A 16,080-nucleotide genomic window follows, 5' to 3' on the forward strand; every position below is an offset into this window, starting at 1 on the left:
ATGTCAATAATAGCACATAATATTAAAAAATTAAGAACCGAAAAAGGTTTGAGTCAGCAAGAATTTGGCGATTTATTTGACATAAACAGAGGAAGCATAGGTAGCTATGAAGAAAACAGAGCAGAACCAAAGCTTGAAACTATTTTAAAAATATGCGAGTACTTTAACCTAAGCGTAGATGATTTTTTAACCAAAAAATTGGGTGTTAAAATAGTGCAAGAAACCGTACAAAACCAAGAAGTAGGTAAAGCGACTTTAGAAAAAGTGCTTAGTTTAGAAGAAAGAATAAAAGATTTAGAAAGCAAGATGGACAAAATTTCTAAAATTATCAACTTGAACTAATGGAAATAAAACAGCTACACAGCTTATTTTTAAACAGTAAAGGTGTTTGTACCGATACCCGAACATTGCAAAAAGATGAGATTTTTTTTGCATTAAAAGGAGGAAATTTTAACGGGAATATCTATGCTAAACAAGCACTTGAAAATGGAGCTAAATATGTGGTAATAGATGAAAAAGAATATGAACAAGAAAATACAATTTTAGTAAAAGATGTACTTGCCACACTACAAGAATTGGCAGCTTACCACAGAGCATATTTAAACATTCCTATTATAGGAATAACGGGGAGCAATGGCAAAACTACTACAAAAGAACTGCTGAGCGTTGTACTTAATAAAAGGTATAAAACTTTTGCTACAAAAGGCAATCTGAATAACCATATAGGGGTGCCCTTGTCTTTGCTTTCAATTAGCAACAAACATGAAATGGCAATTATAGAAATGGGAGCTAACCACGTTGGCGAAATTGAAACATACTGCTGGTGGGCAATGCCAAATTATGGAATAATAACAAACATTGGGAAAGCACATTTAGAGGGTTTTGGAGGAGTAGAAGGCGTTATAAAAGGAAAAACAGAACTCTATAAAGCCGTTAATAAAAACAACGGATTAGTATTTTATAATGCAGATGATGCCGTATTAACTGAACAAAGCAAAAAATGTAACAACAATTATAGTTATGCTCAAAACTCGCAAGCTGATTTTAATTTTAAAATAAACAGCTCAGGTGCTTTTGTAAAAGTAAGCGTAGGAAATACAATAATTAACAGTCATTTAATAGGGAATTATAATGGAGTAAATATTGGAACAGCATTGGCTATAGGGAGCTATTTTAAAATTTCTTTAAATGAAATGAAAGAAGCCATTGAAAATTATGTGCCGCAAAATAATCGTTCAGAAGTGATTAAATTTAAAGATAACACCATTGTTTTAGATGCTTATAATGCCAACCCCAGCAGTATGAAAGTAGCTTTAGAAAGTTTTAATAATATAGACAACTTGCATAAAATAGTTATTTTAGGCGATATGTTTGAAGTAGGAAAAACATCTTCTAATGAACATAAAAACTTAATAGATTATGCCTTAGCTTTTAATTTTGAGCAATGCGTTTTTGTAGGCAAAGCTTTTTATGAGCATAAAAATAAACTGGCTTTATTTTTTGAAACAACTCAAAAAGCCAAAAAGTGGTTTCAAGCACAAAATTTTAGCAAAAAATATATTCTTATTAAAGGCTCAAGAGGTATGGCTTTAGAACAATTGGTATAAACTCCAACTCAAATCTGTCTTGTTTTCCTAATTTTGCAGAAGTGTTTTACCTTTCTATCCAATTCTCAATTTTTATACCTTTTATTCTTTCAAATTCCCTGAGTTCTCTTATTATCCAGTATTTTTTCTCCTAGTTCTAAATATTTGTTGTAATCCGATGAATGTAAACTTCTTCTAAAAAAGAATGCTCCATCTATAATTATATTATTTTTCATTTTTTTTCTTACTTGATTTTCTAATATGATTTATCTTTTGTTTTTCTCAACTATAGAGTTTCTTATATCGTTTATTATTTCATCGGAAGTTCTTGAGTCTTCCCAAGCTCCGTAAAGCGATTTTAAGTCAAATTGTTTTTTCTCTTTAACTTCTATTGACTCAGTTAATTTCACAATTAAACGTTTTTTTGTAACATTATCAAGCCTTGTTAAAAACCCAAAATATTTATCAATGGTTGTGTTTTTTAATGCGATACTCATAAATTATACTTTCTCCAAAAATACGAAAAATTAAATATTCCGATTTAATGACAACGCTTTTTTTGCATTTCTGCTAACATGAGTTTTGTGTATTAATACCAATCCTAAGTTTGTATAATACATTTAGACTATAAGGTGTAGTAACCAAAATTGGACTATTATATATTCATAATCGGGATAAAAGATTAATCCTCTTTAATTACTAATTTCACTTTATCAGTATTTAAACGTTTTTTAAGCCAATTTTCAATAATTTCCGTTTCGTTATTTTTTACTCTATTTTCAGTTTCTAAATACACTAAGTTTGTAAGTGTTTTTGTAGAGTCGGTTTCATTATAAATTTCCGATTCAGAAATAGACATAGCTTTAAAATTTGGGTAAAATATATCTAACTCTTCAGCTATTTTATTAGTAGCATAAAAAGCATTGCGGTTATTTATTATTTCTTTATTTAACCCGGCTATTACAGAATCTTTCAAGTTTATTTCATTGGCGTATTGCAGTTCTTTTTGATTAAGTTTTTGTTCTCCTTGTTTCATCATGTCCAACAACTGATTTCCCTGCTTAATATTTAAAGTGCAAGACTCATCTATATGATAATTCTTCATGCGTTCTTTCTTTTCAACAATTTCTAAAGAGTCCATATAGCCACCTATATACAAGTCTATTTCATTGTTTTTTCTTCTGTTATATATTATGTCTTGTTTTATTACATAATAAGATTCTTTAGCAAATTCTGTTTTAATAAAATTATTGGCGTTAAGTTCAAAAGCAGATTGTTTAACTATATTATATCCAAAATATATACTCGGAATAACCGTTAAAGCCACTAAAAGATAGATAACTCTATTTACCATTTTGGCTTTTTGAGCATCTAAATATTCTGCTTTTTTAAATCTTAAAAATTGAACTATTACATAAGTAGAAGCTCCAATCATTACACTATTTATAAAAAATAGGTATAAAGCACCAAAAAAATAGTTTAAATTAAAAGTTGCCAGCCCATAGCCTGCCGTACAAAGCGGAGGCATTAAAGCTGTGGCAATAGCTACACCGGGTATGGCGTTTCCTTTATCTTTGCTACTACCGGCTATTACACCCGCCAAACCACCAAAAAGAGCTATAAGCACATCCCAAAAAGTGGGGGAGGTTCTTGCCAAAAGTTCTGACTGAGCCTCTTGAATAGGGGTAATAAAAAAATATAAAGCGGAGGTAATAATACTAAATATAACGGCTACTAATAAGTTTTTGGTAGATTTACTTACTAAATCTAAATCATTAATGCCAGCACCTAAACCTAATCCCATTATAGGACCCATTAATGGCGATATTAACATGGCACCTATTACTACTGCGGTTGAGTTTACATTTAAACCCACCGATGCAATTAGTATGGCAAAAATTAACAGCCACAAATTAGTTCCTTTAAAAGCTACACTTTTTCGGATAGAGTTTACTATTTCAAACTCGTTATCTTTGTCGTCATCAAAAGTGAATCGTTCTCTTAAAAATAGCCTTATGGCAACAAAAATTCTATCCATAAATAAAAATTCTTTTGCTAAGATATACTTTATTGTATAATTTCAACTAATGACAATTTGACATATTTTTTATTTAGAATGATTTTTGTACAACAACTATAAAATTTAAAACAAATGAAATTTATTTTAAGAACACTTATTTCCGCTGGAGTTATAGCCTTATTAGCCTTTGTATTAAGTGGCATACATATTAATGGAGGATTTTTATACATTATACTTATAGCTTTGGTTTTGAGTTTGTTAAACACTTTTGTGCGACCATTGTTAGTGTTTTTTACACTACCGGCTACTATAGTTAGCATGGGACTATTTTTATTAGTTATAAATGCAGGTATTATTATGATAGCCGATTATTTTATGGAGGGTTTAGTGGTAGATAGTTTTTGGTGGGCATTATTATTTAGCATATTAATGTCTATAATAACCAGTGTAGTTAATAATTTAATAAAGCCAAAACCTAAAGCAATAGACTACAATTCTGATAAAGGCAAAGTTATTATCATAGATAATAAATAAATTTTAGTACCTTGTCATTCTAAAAAAAACACAAAATTATGGGAATAGGAATTTTAGCCGTTATAATAGTATTAGTCTTGTCATTAGTAATGATGTACAATGGCTTAATAAAAAAGAAAAACTATGTAAATGAAGCTTTTTCGGGAATGGATGTGGCACTAAAAAAACGCCATGATTTACTACCAAACCTTATAGAAACCGTAAAAGCTTATATGAAACACGAAAAAGATTTACTGACAGAAATTACAGCATTGCGTAGCCGTGCCATGAATCCAAATCTGTCGGTAGATGAAAAAGTGGCTGTAGAAAACAAACTAAATACCGCTATTGGTGGTTTAATGGTGGCAGTAGAACGTTATCCCGATTTGAAAGCTAACCAAAACTTTATGCAAATTCAAAACACTATGAATGATGTAGAGTTTGAAATAGCCGGGGCAAGAAAAAACTATAATTCTACCGTAACAGACTTTAATAATGCCGTAGAAATGTTTCCAACCAACATTATGGCAAAATTTATGGGATTAAAACAACGACTTTTCTTTGAAATACCGGAGGTAGAAAGAGAAAATGTAGATGTAAAATCTCTTTTTGGTAATACATAAAATTGAAAAAATAAAAAAGTAAGAAAACAACAATGAATAATTTATTAAACAATCCATATATCGTATTATTTGCTATATCTATGGTTTTCGGGCTTATAGGTATGCTGGTTAGTGGCAGGCTTAAAAGCAAATTTAAAAAATACTCTATGATGCCATTATCTTCTGGCTTAACAGGAGCAGAAGTGGCGGCTAAAATGCTAAGAGATAGTGGGATAACAGATGTAACTATACAGTCAGTGCAAGGACAACTAACAGACCACTATAACCCACAAAACAAAACTGTAAATTTAAGTCCGGAGGTTTACCAAGGTAGAAGTGTGGCAGCAGCAGCAGTAGCCGCACACGAGTGTGGACACGCTGTGCAGCACGCCCGAAGCTATCAGTGGCTTGAAATGAGAAGTAAATTAGTACCTGTGGTAAGCATAAGCTCAAATTTAATGCAGTATGTAATGATGGCTGCCATGTTTGGTTTGTTTACATTTTCATTTGGAAAATATTTTATTTTGGCAGCCGTAGTTTTTCAAGCAGCCATTATGGTATTTGCTTTGGTAACACTACCTGTGGAGTTTGATGCCAGCCGAAGAGCTTTAGAATATATAGATTCAAGTGGTATAGCAGGCAGAACAGGAGCAGAATATGAAGGAGCAAAAGATGCCTTAAAATGGGCGGCTATGACTTATGTAGTTGCAGCTTTAGCATCTGTAGCTCAGTTTATTTATTTACTTATGATATTTTTAGATAGAAGATAAGAAATCAGCATCTAATGATTATTCGTTATTATACCAATAATTTATGCTTTAAGGCAGCATTTGGGACGTTTAAGTAATATGAATTACAGTTTGTGGTCTTTTACTTTTGTCTTGATACAAAAGTAACAAAAAATCAAGACTGTAATCAAAAACACTAAAATGTTATAAAACAGACGAGGACAAATTAATGTATGCTCAATTTTAGTTTTCCTAAAGTATTTTTATTTGTAGGAGCATACTAATTTGTCTGTTTATTGTTTTATAATTTCATTCATTTTGGATATCTGTTTTTCATCATTTCTTAACGTATTTTTGATTAAGGTCAGATAAAAAGTGCACCTTAAGTTTGTAAGTGGGGCACCCATTAACCGAAAACTCCGTAAAAAATTAAACTGTTTGAAGAACGGAGTGATGATTTTTTTGAACTAAAAGTTCAAAAAAATCATCATATCAGGGGCGTCATTCCATAAAATTTTGTAGTGAAACGGAAAAATTTATATGGAATCCCGAATACCTGTGAGATTATAATGGGTCGCTGAAAACTTAGTGCGATTCCCTGACTGCCGTCAGGCAAGTTTTGTAACTTTTCTTTAGAAGAAAAGTTAATGTAAAATATTTCATGGGTATCTTTACGGATAGTCATTCAGCATCTTTAATAAGAATTGTTAAAAGCCTACTAAATAATTAAAATGATTAGTGGGCTTTTTAATTTTTTGTTCTTACTTTCGTTTTTATAGTAAATTTGAATTATGAAAAAATTGTTCACTAAAACCAAATTAGCAATTTTGCTTTTGGTAGTTTTTATTTTTGGTATAGCCGCGTCAAGCACTACGGAGTATTTTGAAATATCTAAAAACTTAGAAATTTTTGCCACACTTTATAAAGAGTTAAATTCATATTACGTAGATGATATAGAGCCTAATGAATTTATGAGAGAAGGTATAGATGCTATGCTAAAATCTTTAGATCCTTACACTAATTTTTATTCGGAAGCAGAAATAGAAGATTATAGATTTCAAACCACGGGAAAATATGGCGGCATTGGTTCGCTTATTAAAAATGATGGCAATTATATAGTTATTACAGAGCCTTATAAAGATTATCCTGCCGATAAAGCAGGACTAAAAGCAGGAGATAAAATAGAAACCATAGACGGCATAAATGTAAAAGGAAAAAACTCTGAAGAAGTGTCAAAACTGCTAAAAGGAGAACCGGGTACAGCTATTTCGGTAGAGGTTTTACGTCCGCAGGTAGATGGTTCTACTAAAAAAATGACTTTTGAAATAAAAAGAGAAGAAGTAAAAGTGAATAATGTACCGTATTACGGCATGGCATCTGACGATGTAGGTTATATAAAATTGAGCAATTTCACTCAAAATGCAGGAAAAGAAGTTCAAGATGCTTTAAAAGCCTTAGAAGAAAAAACGCCTAATTTAAAAGGTGTAATATTAGATGTAAGAGGTAACCCCGGAGGACTTTTGCACGAAGCGGTTAACATAGTTAATGTGTTTGTGCCTAAAGGACAATTGGTAGTAACTACAAAAGGGAAAATTAAAGAATGGGAAAAAGAATTTAACACTTTAAATAGTGCTACAGACACTGAAATACCTTTAGTGGTGCTTACCAGCCGAAGCTCTGCATCGGCATCGGAAATTGTAAGTGGCTCTGTTCAAGATTTAGACAGAGGAGTAATAATAGGGCAAAAAACTTTTGGCAAAGGCTTAGTGCAAACCACCCGAAAATTAGAATATAATACCCAACTTAAAGTTACCACCGCAAAATATTATATACCAAGTGGAAGATGCATACAAGCTATTAATTATGCCGAAAGAGATGAAAACGGAGCGGTAAGCAAAATACCCGATTCATTAAAAGTGGCTTTTAAAACCCATAATGGCAGAACGGTGTATGATGGTGGAGGAGTAGATCCGGATATTACTACAGAAGTAAAACCACTGACCGACATAACGGTTAGTTTGCTGAGAAAAGATTTAATGTTTGAATATGCTACGTTGTATAAATTAAAAAATGCAGAACTGAGAGATGGCGAAGATTTTAGATTATCAGATACGGAGTATCAAGATTTTGTGAACTGGCTACAAGATAAAGAATATGATTATGTAACCGACAGCGAAGAACTGCTGAAAGAATTTAAAGAAACTGCCGAAAAAGAAGATTATTTTGATGGTGTGCAAGATGAATTTGAGGCACTGAAAACAAAAGTAGCTCACGATAAAGAAAAAGACTTGCAGAAACAAAAAAATGAGATTAGAAGATTTTTGGAAGAAGAAATAGTAACCAGATATTTTTATAGAGAAGGAGCTATTAAAAATGGTTTTGTGTATGATAAAGAAATTAAAAAAGCTTTAGAAACTTTAAATGACTCAAAAGCTTATAACGATTTATTGCAAGCTAAGCAGTAAAAAATATAGAGTTTTTTTATAAAAGAGATTTCTTTCTGCAAAAGAATGGCGTTTAGTTCGTTTTCACAATGGTAAAATGCTATAAAATTATTTTTCTAAATGTTGAATAGTAGCCTCTAATTTTTGGTAAAACTCTTCGCCATATTTTCTAATAATGGCATTTTTAGCAAACTTGTAAATAGGTATTTTTAGTTCTTTGCCATTGCTACACGCAGGTTTACAAATATCCCATTCTTCGTAGTTTAAGGCTTCAAAATTGTGGAGTTTTTCTATGCGTATGGGGTATAAATGGCAAGAAACGGGTTTTCTAAAACTCACTTTTTTATCTAACCATGCTTTTTCAATACCACAGTAGGCTATACCGTTTTTGTAATTAATAAAAACACAAGCTCCGCCATTTATTAGCGAAGTTTTCATAGTGCCGTCTTCTTTGTCTAAATAAAAAGGACCTTCTTTTTCTATAGCAGTAATGCCTTCTTGAGTTAAGTATGGCTTTACTTTATCTACTAAATCCTCTATTACATCAAGCTCGTCAAACTCAAGAGGAGCACCACTGTCTCCCTCTACACAGCACGCACCTTTGCACTTAGCTAAATTGCAAGCAAAATATTCTTTTGCTACATCTTCACTTACTATTTTATCGTCTATTATTATCATTTTATAATTTCTAATTCTCCATTACTTTCCCAGCACAAACACCGTTGGAATTTTATGTAAATTAGGTCTTTTATTCCAGTTTTTAACTAAGCGGGTTTGTATAAACTCATTTTCTTCGCCAATATTGGCGGCTATACACAGTTTAGTTTCTGTATGAAGTGTGTTTATTAATTCTTCTATCAATTTTTCATTTCTGTATGGTGTTTCCATAAAAATTTGCGTACAATTTTCTCTTATAACCTTACTTTCTAATTCTTTTATGGCTATTTTCCTTTGTTTATTGTCTATGGGCAAATATCCATTAAAAGTAAAATGCTGTCCGTTAAATCCACTGCTTATTAATGCCATTAATATAGATGAAGGGCCCACTAAAGGTTTTACTTGAAAGTTTAACTGATGAGCCAGCTCTACTACACCCGCACCCGGGTCGGCTATGCAAGGGTTTCCGGCTTCAGAAAGCAAGCCTATGTTTTTATTATTGTTTTGTTGTTTAAGTAAAAAATTTAATAAATCTTCTAATGAAGGATTATGCTTGTCTAATTCAAAGAAAGTAACTTCTGTATCAAAATTTTTAGTGAAAGACATTTTGCGTAAGTGCCTGCGAGCTGTCTTTAAATTTTCTACCACAAAAACATCTAAATCTTGTACCAAATTAATAACATACTGAGGTATGGTTTCCAAATTTCCGCCAAGTGTTGTAGGAATTATATATAAGGTGGGGTTCATTTTATTGTCAATTTGTAATTTTTTACACTTAAATTTATATAATATGCTACTTGATTTTGCACTTAACTTGCTTAAAGTTTAAACCAAATGTAAGAAATATTTTTGATGTTTTTGTAAACAAATTGTCAGAAGGAAACTTCTGACAGCACAGAAAAGTATGCTCAATAATAAAACGCAGCCAAGTGTTGCCACTGCGCGGAAAACTTAAAAGTATATTTTGTGGTTTCATATTAATTGATAATTGTAATAGGCACAAAAATACAATAGCAAAACGTAAAGTATATTCGTTTTAATATACAACTTATTCTCAACTTTTAGTTAACCTATCCAATTGTTTTAAAATTGTTGGAATTCTATAGTTCCCGTACATTTTTAAAACTTTATTTGTAATAAATTCTATGTCAATTCCTATTGAAGAAACAAACAAAGGAACTTTACTGTTACCTCTATAAACAGGATTACTTACTTTTTCAGTATTATGAAAACTCTTTTTGGCAACACCTATTATAGGAATTTTTCTTTCCAAAGCTTCATATAAATAACCTCCTAAACCTAGTTTTTTATCATTACTAACGTAGCAATGTCCATCCACAATAATAACTTCTAAAATAGATAAATCAATTTGTTTTAACAAAGAAAGAATACAAGGCAGTTCTCTCTTATAGAACTGCCCTGATTGATATTCTTCAACTTTATGAACTTCAGTTGTTATTATTTCTTTGGGATTTTCATCTTCCCAGTTAAATAATACTCCAACCACTTTGGCATTACCTTCTTTATAATGTACATCAATTGCCAGTATCATAAAATTTTAATCTAACTTAAACTTCTTTTTCATTTCTTCTAAATAAGTTTTTGACACTTGCAAGCCATGATCTAATTCATTGCCATTCTCATCATATTCATATGTCTCCAAAGTAGTTTCTCCAATAATTAACCTACGGTATTTTATAATACCTGATTCATAATATTCATTATCCCACCCTAAATGTTCTCCTTCTTTGTATTCTTCTTCAAACATTATGTTACCATTGGGGTGGTAATCTAGAATTGCATATCCAGAAAATGGTTTGCCTTTATAATGGTAAAAGTCATATCCTCCATATGAGTAATGAATCCATTCCAATTCATCATATGTTACTCTTATTTTATTTGGTTGTTTTAATTCTTGACTCATAATTTTTATATTTTATTAATTTAAGCTTATCATCCTTACTAATTCTGTTAAATAAAAGCAATCTGCACAGCGAGGCATAACTTGAGTTTTAGATTTTCCTAAAAACTGTTTATTATAACCTAAAATTTCAGTTAATGTTACATCTGTTATTACTTCTCCTTTTCGTTCTAATTCAAACAAAAGTTCGTTTAAAGCTCTTACCTCTGCATGTGTGCCTGATAAGCCACCTGTTAAAATTTTTACAGCTCTAAAATTCTTGAAAATCCCCCAATTCAGAGTAAAAATCAACCCAATTATAAGAGTCCTTAAGAGTTCCTTTATCAATAAAGTTTTCCAAAATTTCTAATGTTTGCTCTTTAGAGCATATACATGTGCTTGGAATTAAAAATTTTTGACCTCCAATATAATGAGTATATATTTCTAAGTCATCTGAATTGGTTTTTGGAGATAAATATTCTGGATGATACATAATAAAGAAACCTTGAGTAATTCGAAAAAATATCAATCTTTCATTGTTCGAAATTTCAACTCCTACATCACCAGTACCTCGTGACCAATAATCGATAGATTGGTTTAATATATTTTGGAGGGGGGTGATTTTTGAAAATTCCTCAACAACACCTTCATTGTCAGATAATAAATATTTCATAATGTAATTTATTTAATTTAATTTTAATAATAACGGCTCTATTTTGTTTCCACTAAATATTGCTAATTCTTCTATACCCATTGCTTTCATTATAATAGGCAGCTCTCCTTTACAAATATTACAAGTGGGTCTGTCAACATACATAATAACTTTCTTTGGCAAACTTCCCATTTCTTCAAATGCTTCTATCAGAGAATGAGCTTCTGCATGAGTTAATGACTGGGTATATCCTAAATGTTTTGGAACACTTTTCTTTGGAGGAACCCAACTAATCTTATCAAACCATTTTTTTCTTAAAGATATTGATTCAGGAACAAAAGATGAGTTTATACCAAAAAAATTTTTTCCATTAATTTCAATTTTCGCAACAGTTCCTGAAGCACCGTCTTCTAATATGTATTTAGGAATTTTTTTTAATTTTCTAAAGTTTACAATATCATCATAATGTAATTTGATGTTTTTGACAACTTTTATTTCATCAACAAATTCCTGAATCTGTGCTTTTGCTTCTTTTTGGGTAAGCTTTCTATTATTAGCAATATCATCTATTTTTTTAGAAAATTGCTTTATGGCATCTTCTGTGCCTTCCCAAATGGTTTTGTTATGCTGCATTATCCTATACTCACCTGCTATAGCAAGTTGCGGAGCATAACCATCATTTCTTAATATGGTAATAGCTAAATCATCTAAAAACTTTAATGTTGCTTTCCCAAAATTATAAATGGCTTTTAAATCTGCTACCACATACTTAACTACGGGTTTAAACAAATCATCTATTAACTTATTAAAATAGGCAGTCCCTTGTCTTAAAAATGCTAGTAGTTCATCTAAAAATTTGCTGAATGCTTTAAAACCTCAGCTATTGATATAACTGAGGTTTATTTCTTACTGATTCTCTTCCATAAATTTTTTGAAGTCATTTAAGAAAGTAATAAGTTCATTATGAGTAAGACGCAATGTTATAATATCTGGATCATGCATTCCACCTCGTTGTGCCATTTGATCTATTAATAACACCCCATTTTCATTTGCTCTTAGGGTAACATCTTCATTTGCCCAGACATATTCTTTACCATATGGTCTGGTTTTAGCTTTTTCTAAACCATCGATAATTTCTTGTACTTTGGTGGGAGTCCAGCCATAATATGTAAATCGTTCTAATGTTTTATAATTTTCTTCTTGTAGAGTTACATAAAACCAATCTTCTTTATTTTTAAATATATAATTCATTTTTCCCCCGTGGTCGGCATCCCTGCCGATTTCCACTCTCTTTTATTAAACTCACAAACCAAATGTAAGCATTTTTTTTGATGTTCTTGTAAACAAATGTTTTATGAAATTCGGGACTCTATCTAAAATCTCACTTCTCCCACTCAAATGTTTCAAAAACATGTAACATATCGTTTTTAATAAATTGGAGGGCGGGCTTAACACTGTCTTCATTAGGGTGGCTGGTAAAATATAAAGCCCCACGCAAATAATGGTTTTCGTAGTCGGTAAGATAAAACTGCAAATTATTAGCGGTATTGCCACCTATTTCTATCATTTTGCCTTCTACATTGTGTGGCGTTTTTATTTCTAATTCATCTATATAATCTGCTTTTTTTGAGTGTGTGTATGCCAGCTCATGCGAGTCTTCCATTACTTTTTCTAAAGTTATATCTTTTCCTATTTCCTTGTAAGAAAAATGAACTTTTGCGTTTAAACTCGGATATACAAGATTTATCCAGCAGTCCGACATTACTTTTTCGTCAAAAAAGAAAGAATCATTTTCTATAGTGGTATAGTTAGGGTACTCAAAAGTATAAGGGCAGTTTTCTGCAAATGTTACAAAACTATCTAAATGAGGCATATATATTTGAGGATAAGCTATTTTTTTAGGTGTGTAAACGGGTTCTTTACACGAGAAAAAAAGCACTATAACGAACAAAAAAATAAGCTTGCTAATTTTCATCTATTACCATTTTTACTTTGTTTATTCTGTTTTTATCCATAGATAAAACGGTAAAAGTATAGTTTTTGTATGTTATAACATTTCCATTTTTTGGCAGTTTGCCCGAAAGTTGCAAAATCAATCCTGCTAAAGTATCATTTCCGCCACTGGCTTCTTCAAAATCATCTTCGGGCAGTTTAAGTTTTTCGCAAAGATCCATTAAGTTTATTTTCCCGTCCATTAAATAGCTGTTGGGCGAGAGTTGTTTGAAAGCTGTATTGGCATCAAAATCAAATTCGTCTTTAATATCGCCCAATACTTCTTCCAGTATATCTTCTAAAGTTACTAAACCTTTTGTGCCACCATATTCATCTACCACAATGGCTTGGTGCTTTCTGTTTTCTTGTATTTCTCTAAGTAAATCGTCTATTTTTTTAGTTTCATGTACAAAAAACGGATCTCTAACCAAGTTTTGCCAGTTAAAATCTTCTTTTTCTTCTAAGTGATTTAATAAATCTTTTAAATACAAAATGCCTTTAACATTGTCAATAGATTCTTCGTAAACAGGCATACGCGAATAGCCTGCTTCTTTTACCACTTCCAGTATTTCGGCATAATTAAGTGTGTTTTTTAGGGCAATAATATCCACTCGTGGCACCATTATTTGCTTAACGGTAGTGTTTCCAAAATGTACTATGCCTTTTAAAATATTCACATCTTCTTCTGTACTACCGTCTGTAGTGCTTAAATCTATAGCTTTTTCTATTTCGTCTAAATCTATTTCGTGATTTATGTTTTGAAAACGCTTTTCTATCAGCAAGCCCGATTTTACCAAAAGCCATGTAAAAGGATAAAATATAGTACGCAAAAAACCAAAAAACCCTGAGGTTAATTCTGCTAAATAAAGGTTGTTTTGGCTGGCAAAAACTTTAGGAGATACTTCGCCAAAAAATACCAAAAGCGGTGTTAAAATAGCTACGTTTATTAAAGCAATGGTTTCTTCTTTAAAATTTGGAAAAACCATAGTCATTAAAAAATTAAAGAGAATAATCATTAATACATTAACAAAATTATTGGCTATAAGTATTGTTGCCAGTAGTTGTCTTGGTCGTTCTAATAAACTAATTATCCTTTTATGATTTTCTTTATCGCTTTCTTTAAGTTCGGCTATTTGCCCGGGTTTAAGTGAATAAAATGCCACCTCAGAGCCCGAAATTATAGCGGATAAAAAAAGCAGTATGATGATACTTACAGAAAAAGCAATGATATAACTTAAATTATCTGCAATGTTTGTTTGCAAATAAATGAAAGAAAATATATTATTTAGAAACTCCGAGGGGGGCAAACTTTCACTTTCCACTTAGTAAATTTTAGATATAAATTTAAAACGGCAAATCATTTGCTTCATCATTATCATCCATTGGCGATTCATCAATAGGAGTAGTAGGTGGTGTGGTGTTTTCGTTTTGTGCATTTGAACTTTGCTGACTTTGGGATGTTTGATTTTGCCCGGAATCATCTTTGCGTTCAAGCATCTTAAAATTGTCAACTACCACTTCTGTAGAGTATCTTTTAGCACCGTTTTGGTCTTCCCAACTTCTGGTTCTTAATTTTCCTTCTACATATATAAGTTGTCCTTTTCCTAAATATTTTTCGGCAACATCAATTAATCCCTTTCTCCAAATGGCTAAATTGTGCCATTCCGTTTGTTCTATTCTATTGCCGTCTCTATCTGTGTAAGTTTCATTGGTAGCCAATGTAAAGTTGCAAACAGCAGAATTATTATCAAAATGTCTTACTTCGGGGTCTTTTCCTAAGCGACCTATTAAGGTTACTTTATTAATCATTAGTTATATATTTTATTCTAAAATTAGGCTTTTACTTTGTAAATACAAAATAAAAATTTTAGGAAAGGCAAAGTTAGTTAAATTTCGGGTATATCTATATTTTTCTTTGTCAAGCAAAGTAGTTGCTGTTGTTTTTATGCTAATAAATTGAATATGAATAAGTTGGTGGGTTAATTTTTGTGTAAATTCTTTACTTATTTCTATAATTTCTTCATTATTAATATCAAATTTTGCAGCTAAAATTTTATTTATTTCTTTATTACTTAGTTTTTTCTTTTTCTCAAATTCTACTAATGGAAATTGGTAAAGTTTTTTCCAAATGTCATTTTCTTCTCTTTGTTCTATTATGTAGCCTTTGGGTGTTTCAATAAAAAAACTATAAAAATATCTGTTTTTAGTGGCTATTTTTTTGCTTTTAAAAGGCAGTTGGCTCACTTTATTTTTATTAAAAGCCATGCAGTTTTCTTTTAACATACAACTGCCACACAATGGGTTTTTGGGTTTGCATACCGTTGCCCCAAAATCCATAATGGCTTGGTTGTATTCCCCGGGATTTTTGTTTGGTATTAGCTGTTGAGCCAAATCCATAAATATTTTTTTTCCTTTAGTAGTGTCAATAGCTTCTTTTATTAAAAAATAGCGAGAAAGTACTCTTTTTACATTGCCATCTACCACAGCTTTTTTTTCATTAAAGCAAAAAGAACTTATGGCTGCCGCAGTATATTCGCCTACGCCTTTTAGTTTTAATATTTCAGTGTAAGTATTGGGGAAAATTCCGTTGAGTTCGGTGCTTATATATTTGGCTGTATAATGTAAATTTCTGGCTCTTGAATAGTAGCCCAATCCTTGCCAAAGCTTAAGCACTTCATCTTCAGAAGCATTGGCTAAATTGCCTATTTTAGGAAATTGTTTTACAAATTTTAAATAATAACTCAATCCTTGCTCTACTTTTGTTTGTTGTAATATTATTTCAGAAAGCCAAACTTTGTACGGATTTTTTTCATTTTTCCATGGCATAGTTCTTGTGTTAAATCTTGTGTGCCAAAGGAGAAGATTATTGATAAAAAACGTATTTGTTTTTACATTAAATTTATTATTCATTTAATAAATTAATTAATTTTGTTAAAATTTTTTTCCTTTCACAAAAATAAAATTTATAACTTAGTAGCTCAAAAAT

20 protein-coding genes are annotated in these 16,080 nt (G+C 31.1%); 6 read left to right on the top strand and 14 right to left on the bottom strand.

Annotated elements, in window-relative coordinates:
- Entirely contained in the window at positions 1-342 is a 342-nt protein-coding gene (locus tag H6578_01870; protein ID MCB9225905.1) for a helix-turn-helix transcriptional regulator, read from the top strand.
- Positions 342-1,607, top strand: a complete 1,266-nt coding sequence (gene murF / locus H6578_01875) for a UDP-N-acetylmuramoyl-tripeptide--D-alanyl-D-alanine ligase (GenBank protein ID MCB9225906.1) — start codon at positions 342-344, stop codon at positions 1,605-1,607. Before H6578_01870 ends, murF begins: the two co-directional genes overlap by 1 nt.
- A 245-nt stretch (positions 1,608-1,852) precedes the next feature.
- On the opposite strand, the gene H6578_01880 is transcribed toward murF, so the two are convergent.
- Both H6578_01880 and H6578_01885 read right to left on the bottom strand, forming a co-directional pair.
- A complete protein-coding gene (locus tag H6578_01880; GenBank protein MCB9225907.1) occupies positions 1,853-2,083 on the bottom strand; it encodes a hypothetical protein in 231 nt (76 codons plus the stop codon).
- 185 nt (positions 2,084-2,268) lie between these two features.
- Positions 2,269-3,624, bottom strand: a complete 1,356-nt coding sequence (locus H6578_01885; protein ID MCB9225908.1) for a TIGR00341 family protein — start codon at positions 3,622-3,624, stop codon at positions 2,269-2,271.
- Between the two features lie 114 nt (positions 3,625-3,738).
- Between H6578_01885 and H6578_01890 the strand changes: the two genes are divergently transcribed.
- The 4 genes from H6578_01890 (at position 3,739) to H6578_01905 (ending at position 7,914) form a co-directional block, all read left to right on the top strand.
- Positions 3,739-4,140, top strand: a complete 402-nt coding sequence (locus H6578_01890) for a phage holin family protein (protein ID MCB9225909.1) — start codon at positions 3,739-3,741, stop codon at positions 4,138-4,140.
- Between the two features lie 38 nt (positions 4,141-4,178).
- On the top strand, positions 4,179-4,742 hold the full coding sequence (locus H6578_01895) for a LemA family protein (GenBank protein MCB9225910.1): 564 nt from the start codon (positions 4,179-4,181) through the stop codon (positions 4,740-4,742).
- Between the two features lie 32 nt (positions 4,743-4,774).
- Positions 4,775-5,491 (top strand): zinc metallopeptidase, encoded by a 717-nt coding sequence (locus tag H6578_01900; GenBank protein MCB9225911.1) that lies wholly within the window; start codon positions 4,775-4,777, stop codon positions 5,489-5,491.
- A 749-nt stretch (positions 5,492-6,240) separates the two neighbouring features.
- Entirely contained in the window at positions 6,241-7,914 is a 1,674-nt protein-coding gene (locus tag H6578_01905) for a S41 family peptidase (protein MCB9225912.1), read from the top strand.
- 87 nt (positions 7,915-8,001) lie between these two features.
- Here H6578_01905 and H6578_01910 read toward each other — a convergent pair whose 3' ends face one another.
- From H6578_01910 to mutY, 12 genes are all read right to left on the bottom strand, one after another.
- Positions 8,002-8,571, bottom strand: a complete 570-nt coding sequence (locus tag H6578_01910; protein MCB9225913.1) for a DUF3109 family protein — start codon at positions 8,569-8,571, stop codon at positions 8,002-8,004.
- A 21-nt stretch (positions 8,572-8,592) separates the two neighbouring features.
- Complete coding sequence (locus H6578_01915; GenBank protein ID MCB9225914.1) at positions 8,593-9,297, bottom strand: SAM-dependent methyltransferase; 705 nt, start codon at positions 9,295-9,297, stop codon at positions 8,593-8,595.
- A 307-nt stretch (positions 9,298-9,604) separates the two neighbouring features.
- Positions 9,605-10,102 (bottom strand): endonuclease V, encoded by a 498-nt coding sequence (locus H6578_01920; protein ID MCB9225915.1) that lies wholly within the window; start codon positions 10,100-10,102, stop codon positions 9,605-9,607.
- 6 nt (positions 10,103-10,108) lie between these two features.
- Positions 10,109-10,474 carry a hypothetical protein gene (locus H6578_01925; protein ID MCB9225916.1) on the bottom strand — a complete coding sequence of 122 codons (366 nt, stop codon included), beginning with the start codon at positions 10,472-10,474 and terminating at the stop codon, positions 10,109-10,111.
- A 15-nt stretch (positions 10,475-10,489) separates the two neighbouring features.
- On the bottom strand, positions 10,490-10,762 hold the full coding sequence (locus H6578_01930; GenBank protein ID MCB9225917.1) for a hypothetical protein: 273 nt from the start codon (positions 10,760-10,762) through the stop codon (positions 10,490-10,492).
- The gene (locus H6578_01935) at positions 10,722-11,123 is read right to left on the bottom strand and encodes a hypothetical protein (protein ID MCB9225918.1); all 402 of its coding nucleotides are present in this window, start codon (positions 11,121-11,123) and stop codon (positions 10,722-10,724) included. Before H6578_01935 ends, H6578_01930 begins: the two co-directional genes overlap by 41 nt.
- A gap of 12 nt (positions 11,124-11,135) precedes the next feature.
- Entirely contained in the window at positions 11,136-11,867 is a 732-nt protein-coding gene (locus tag H6578_01940; GenBank protein MCB9225919.1) for a hypothetical protein, read from the bottom strand.
- Between the two features lie 141 nt (positions 11,868-12,008).
- Positions 12,009-12,389 (bottom strand): hypothetical protein, encoded by a 381-nt coding sequence (locus H6578_01945; GenBank protein MCB9225920.1) that lies wholly within the window; start codon positions 12,387-12,389, stop codon positions 12,009-12,011.
- A 94-nt stretch (positions 12,390-12,483) separates the two neighbouring features.
- Positions 12,484-13,077 (bottom strand): hypothetical protein, encoded by a 594-nt coding sequence (locus tag H6578_01950; protein MCB9225921.1) that lies wholly within the window; start codon positions 13,075-13,077, stop codon positions 12,484-12,486.
- The gene (gldE, locus tag H6578_01955; protein MCB9225922.1) at positions 13,067-14,416 is read right to left on the bottom strand and encodes a gliding motility-associated protein GldE; all 1,350 of its coding nucleotides are present in this window, start codon (positions 14,414-14,416) and stop codon (positions 13,067-13,069) included. Before gldE ends, H6578_01950 begins: the two co-directional genes overlap by 11 nt.
- Before the next feature lie 22 nt (positions 14,417-14,438).
- Positions 14,439-14,903, bottom strand: coding sequence for a single-stranded DNA-binding protein (locus H6578_01960; protein MCB9225923.1), 465 nt, complete (start codon positions 14,901-14,903; stop codon positions 14,439-14,441).
- A 12-nt stretch (positions 14,904-14,915) separates the two neighbouring features.
- Entirely contained in the window at positions 14,916-16,004 is a 1,089-nt protein-coding gene (mutY, locus tag H6578_01965) for an A/G-specific adenine glycosylase (GenBank protein ID MCB9225924.1), read from the bottom strand.
- Between the last annotated feature and the right edge of the window lie 76 nt (positions 16,005-16,080).

Source organism: Chitinophagales bacterium (assembly GCA_020635995.1).
Classification (GTDB): domain Bacteria; phylum Bacteroidota; class Bacteroidia; order Chitinophagales; family UBA8649; genus JAFMKE01.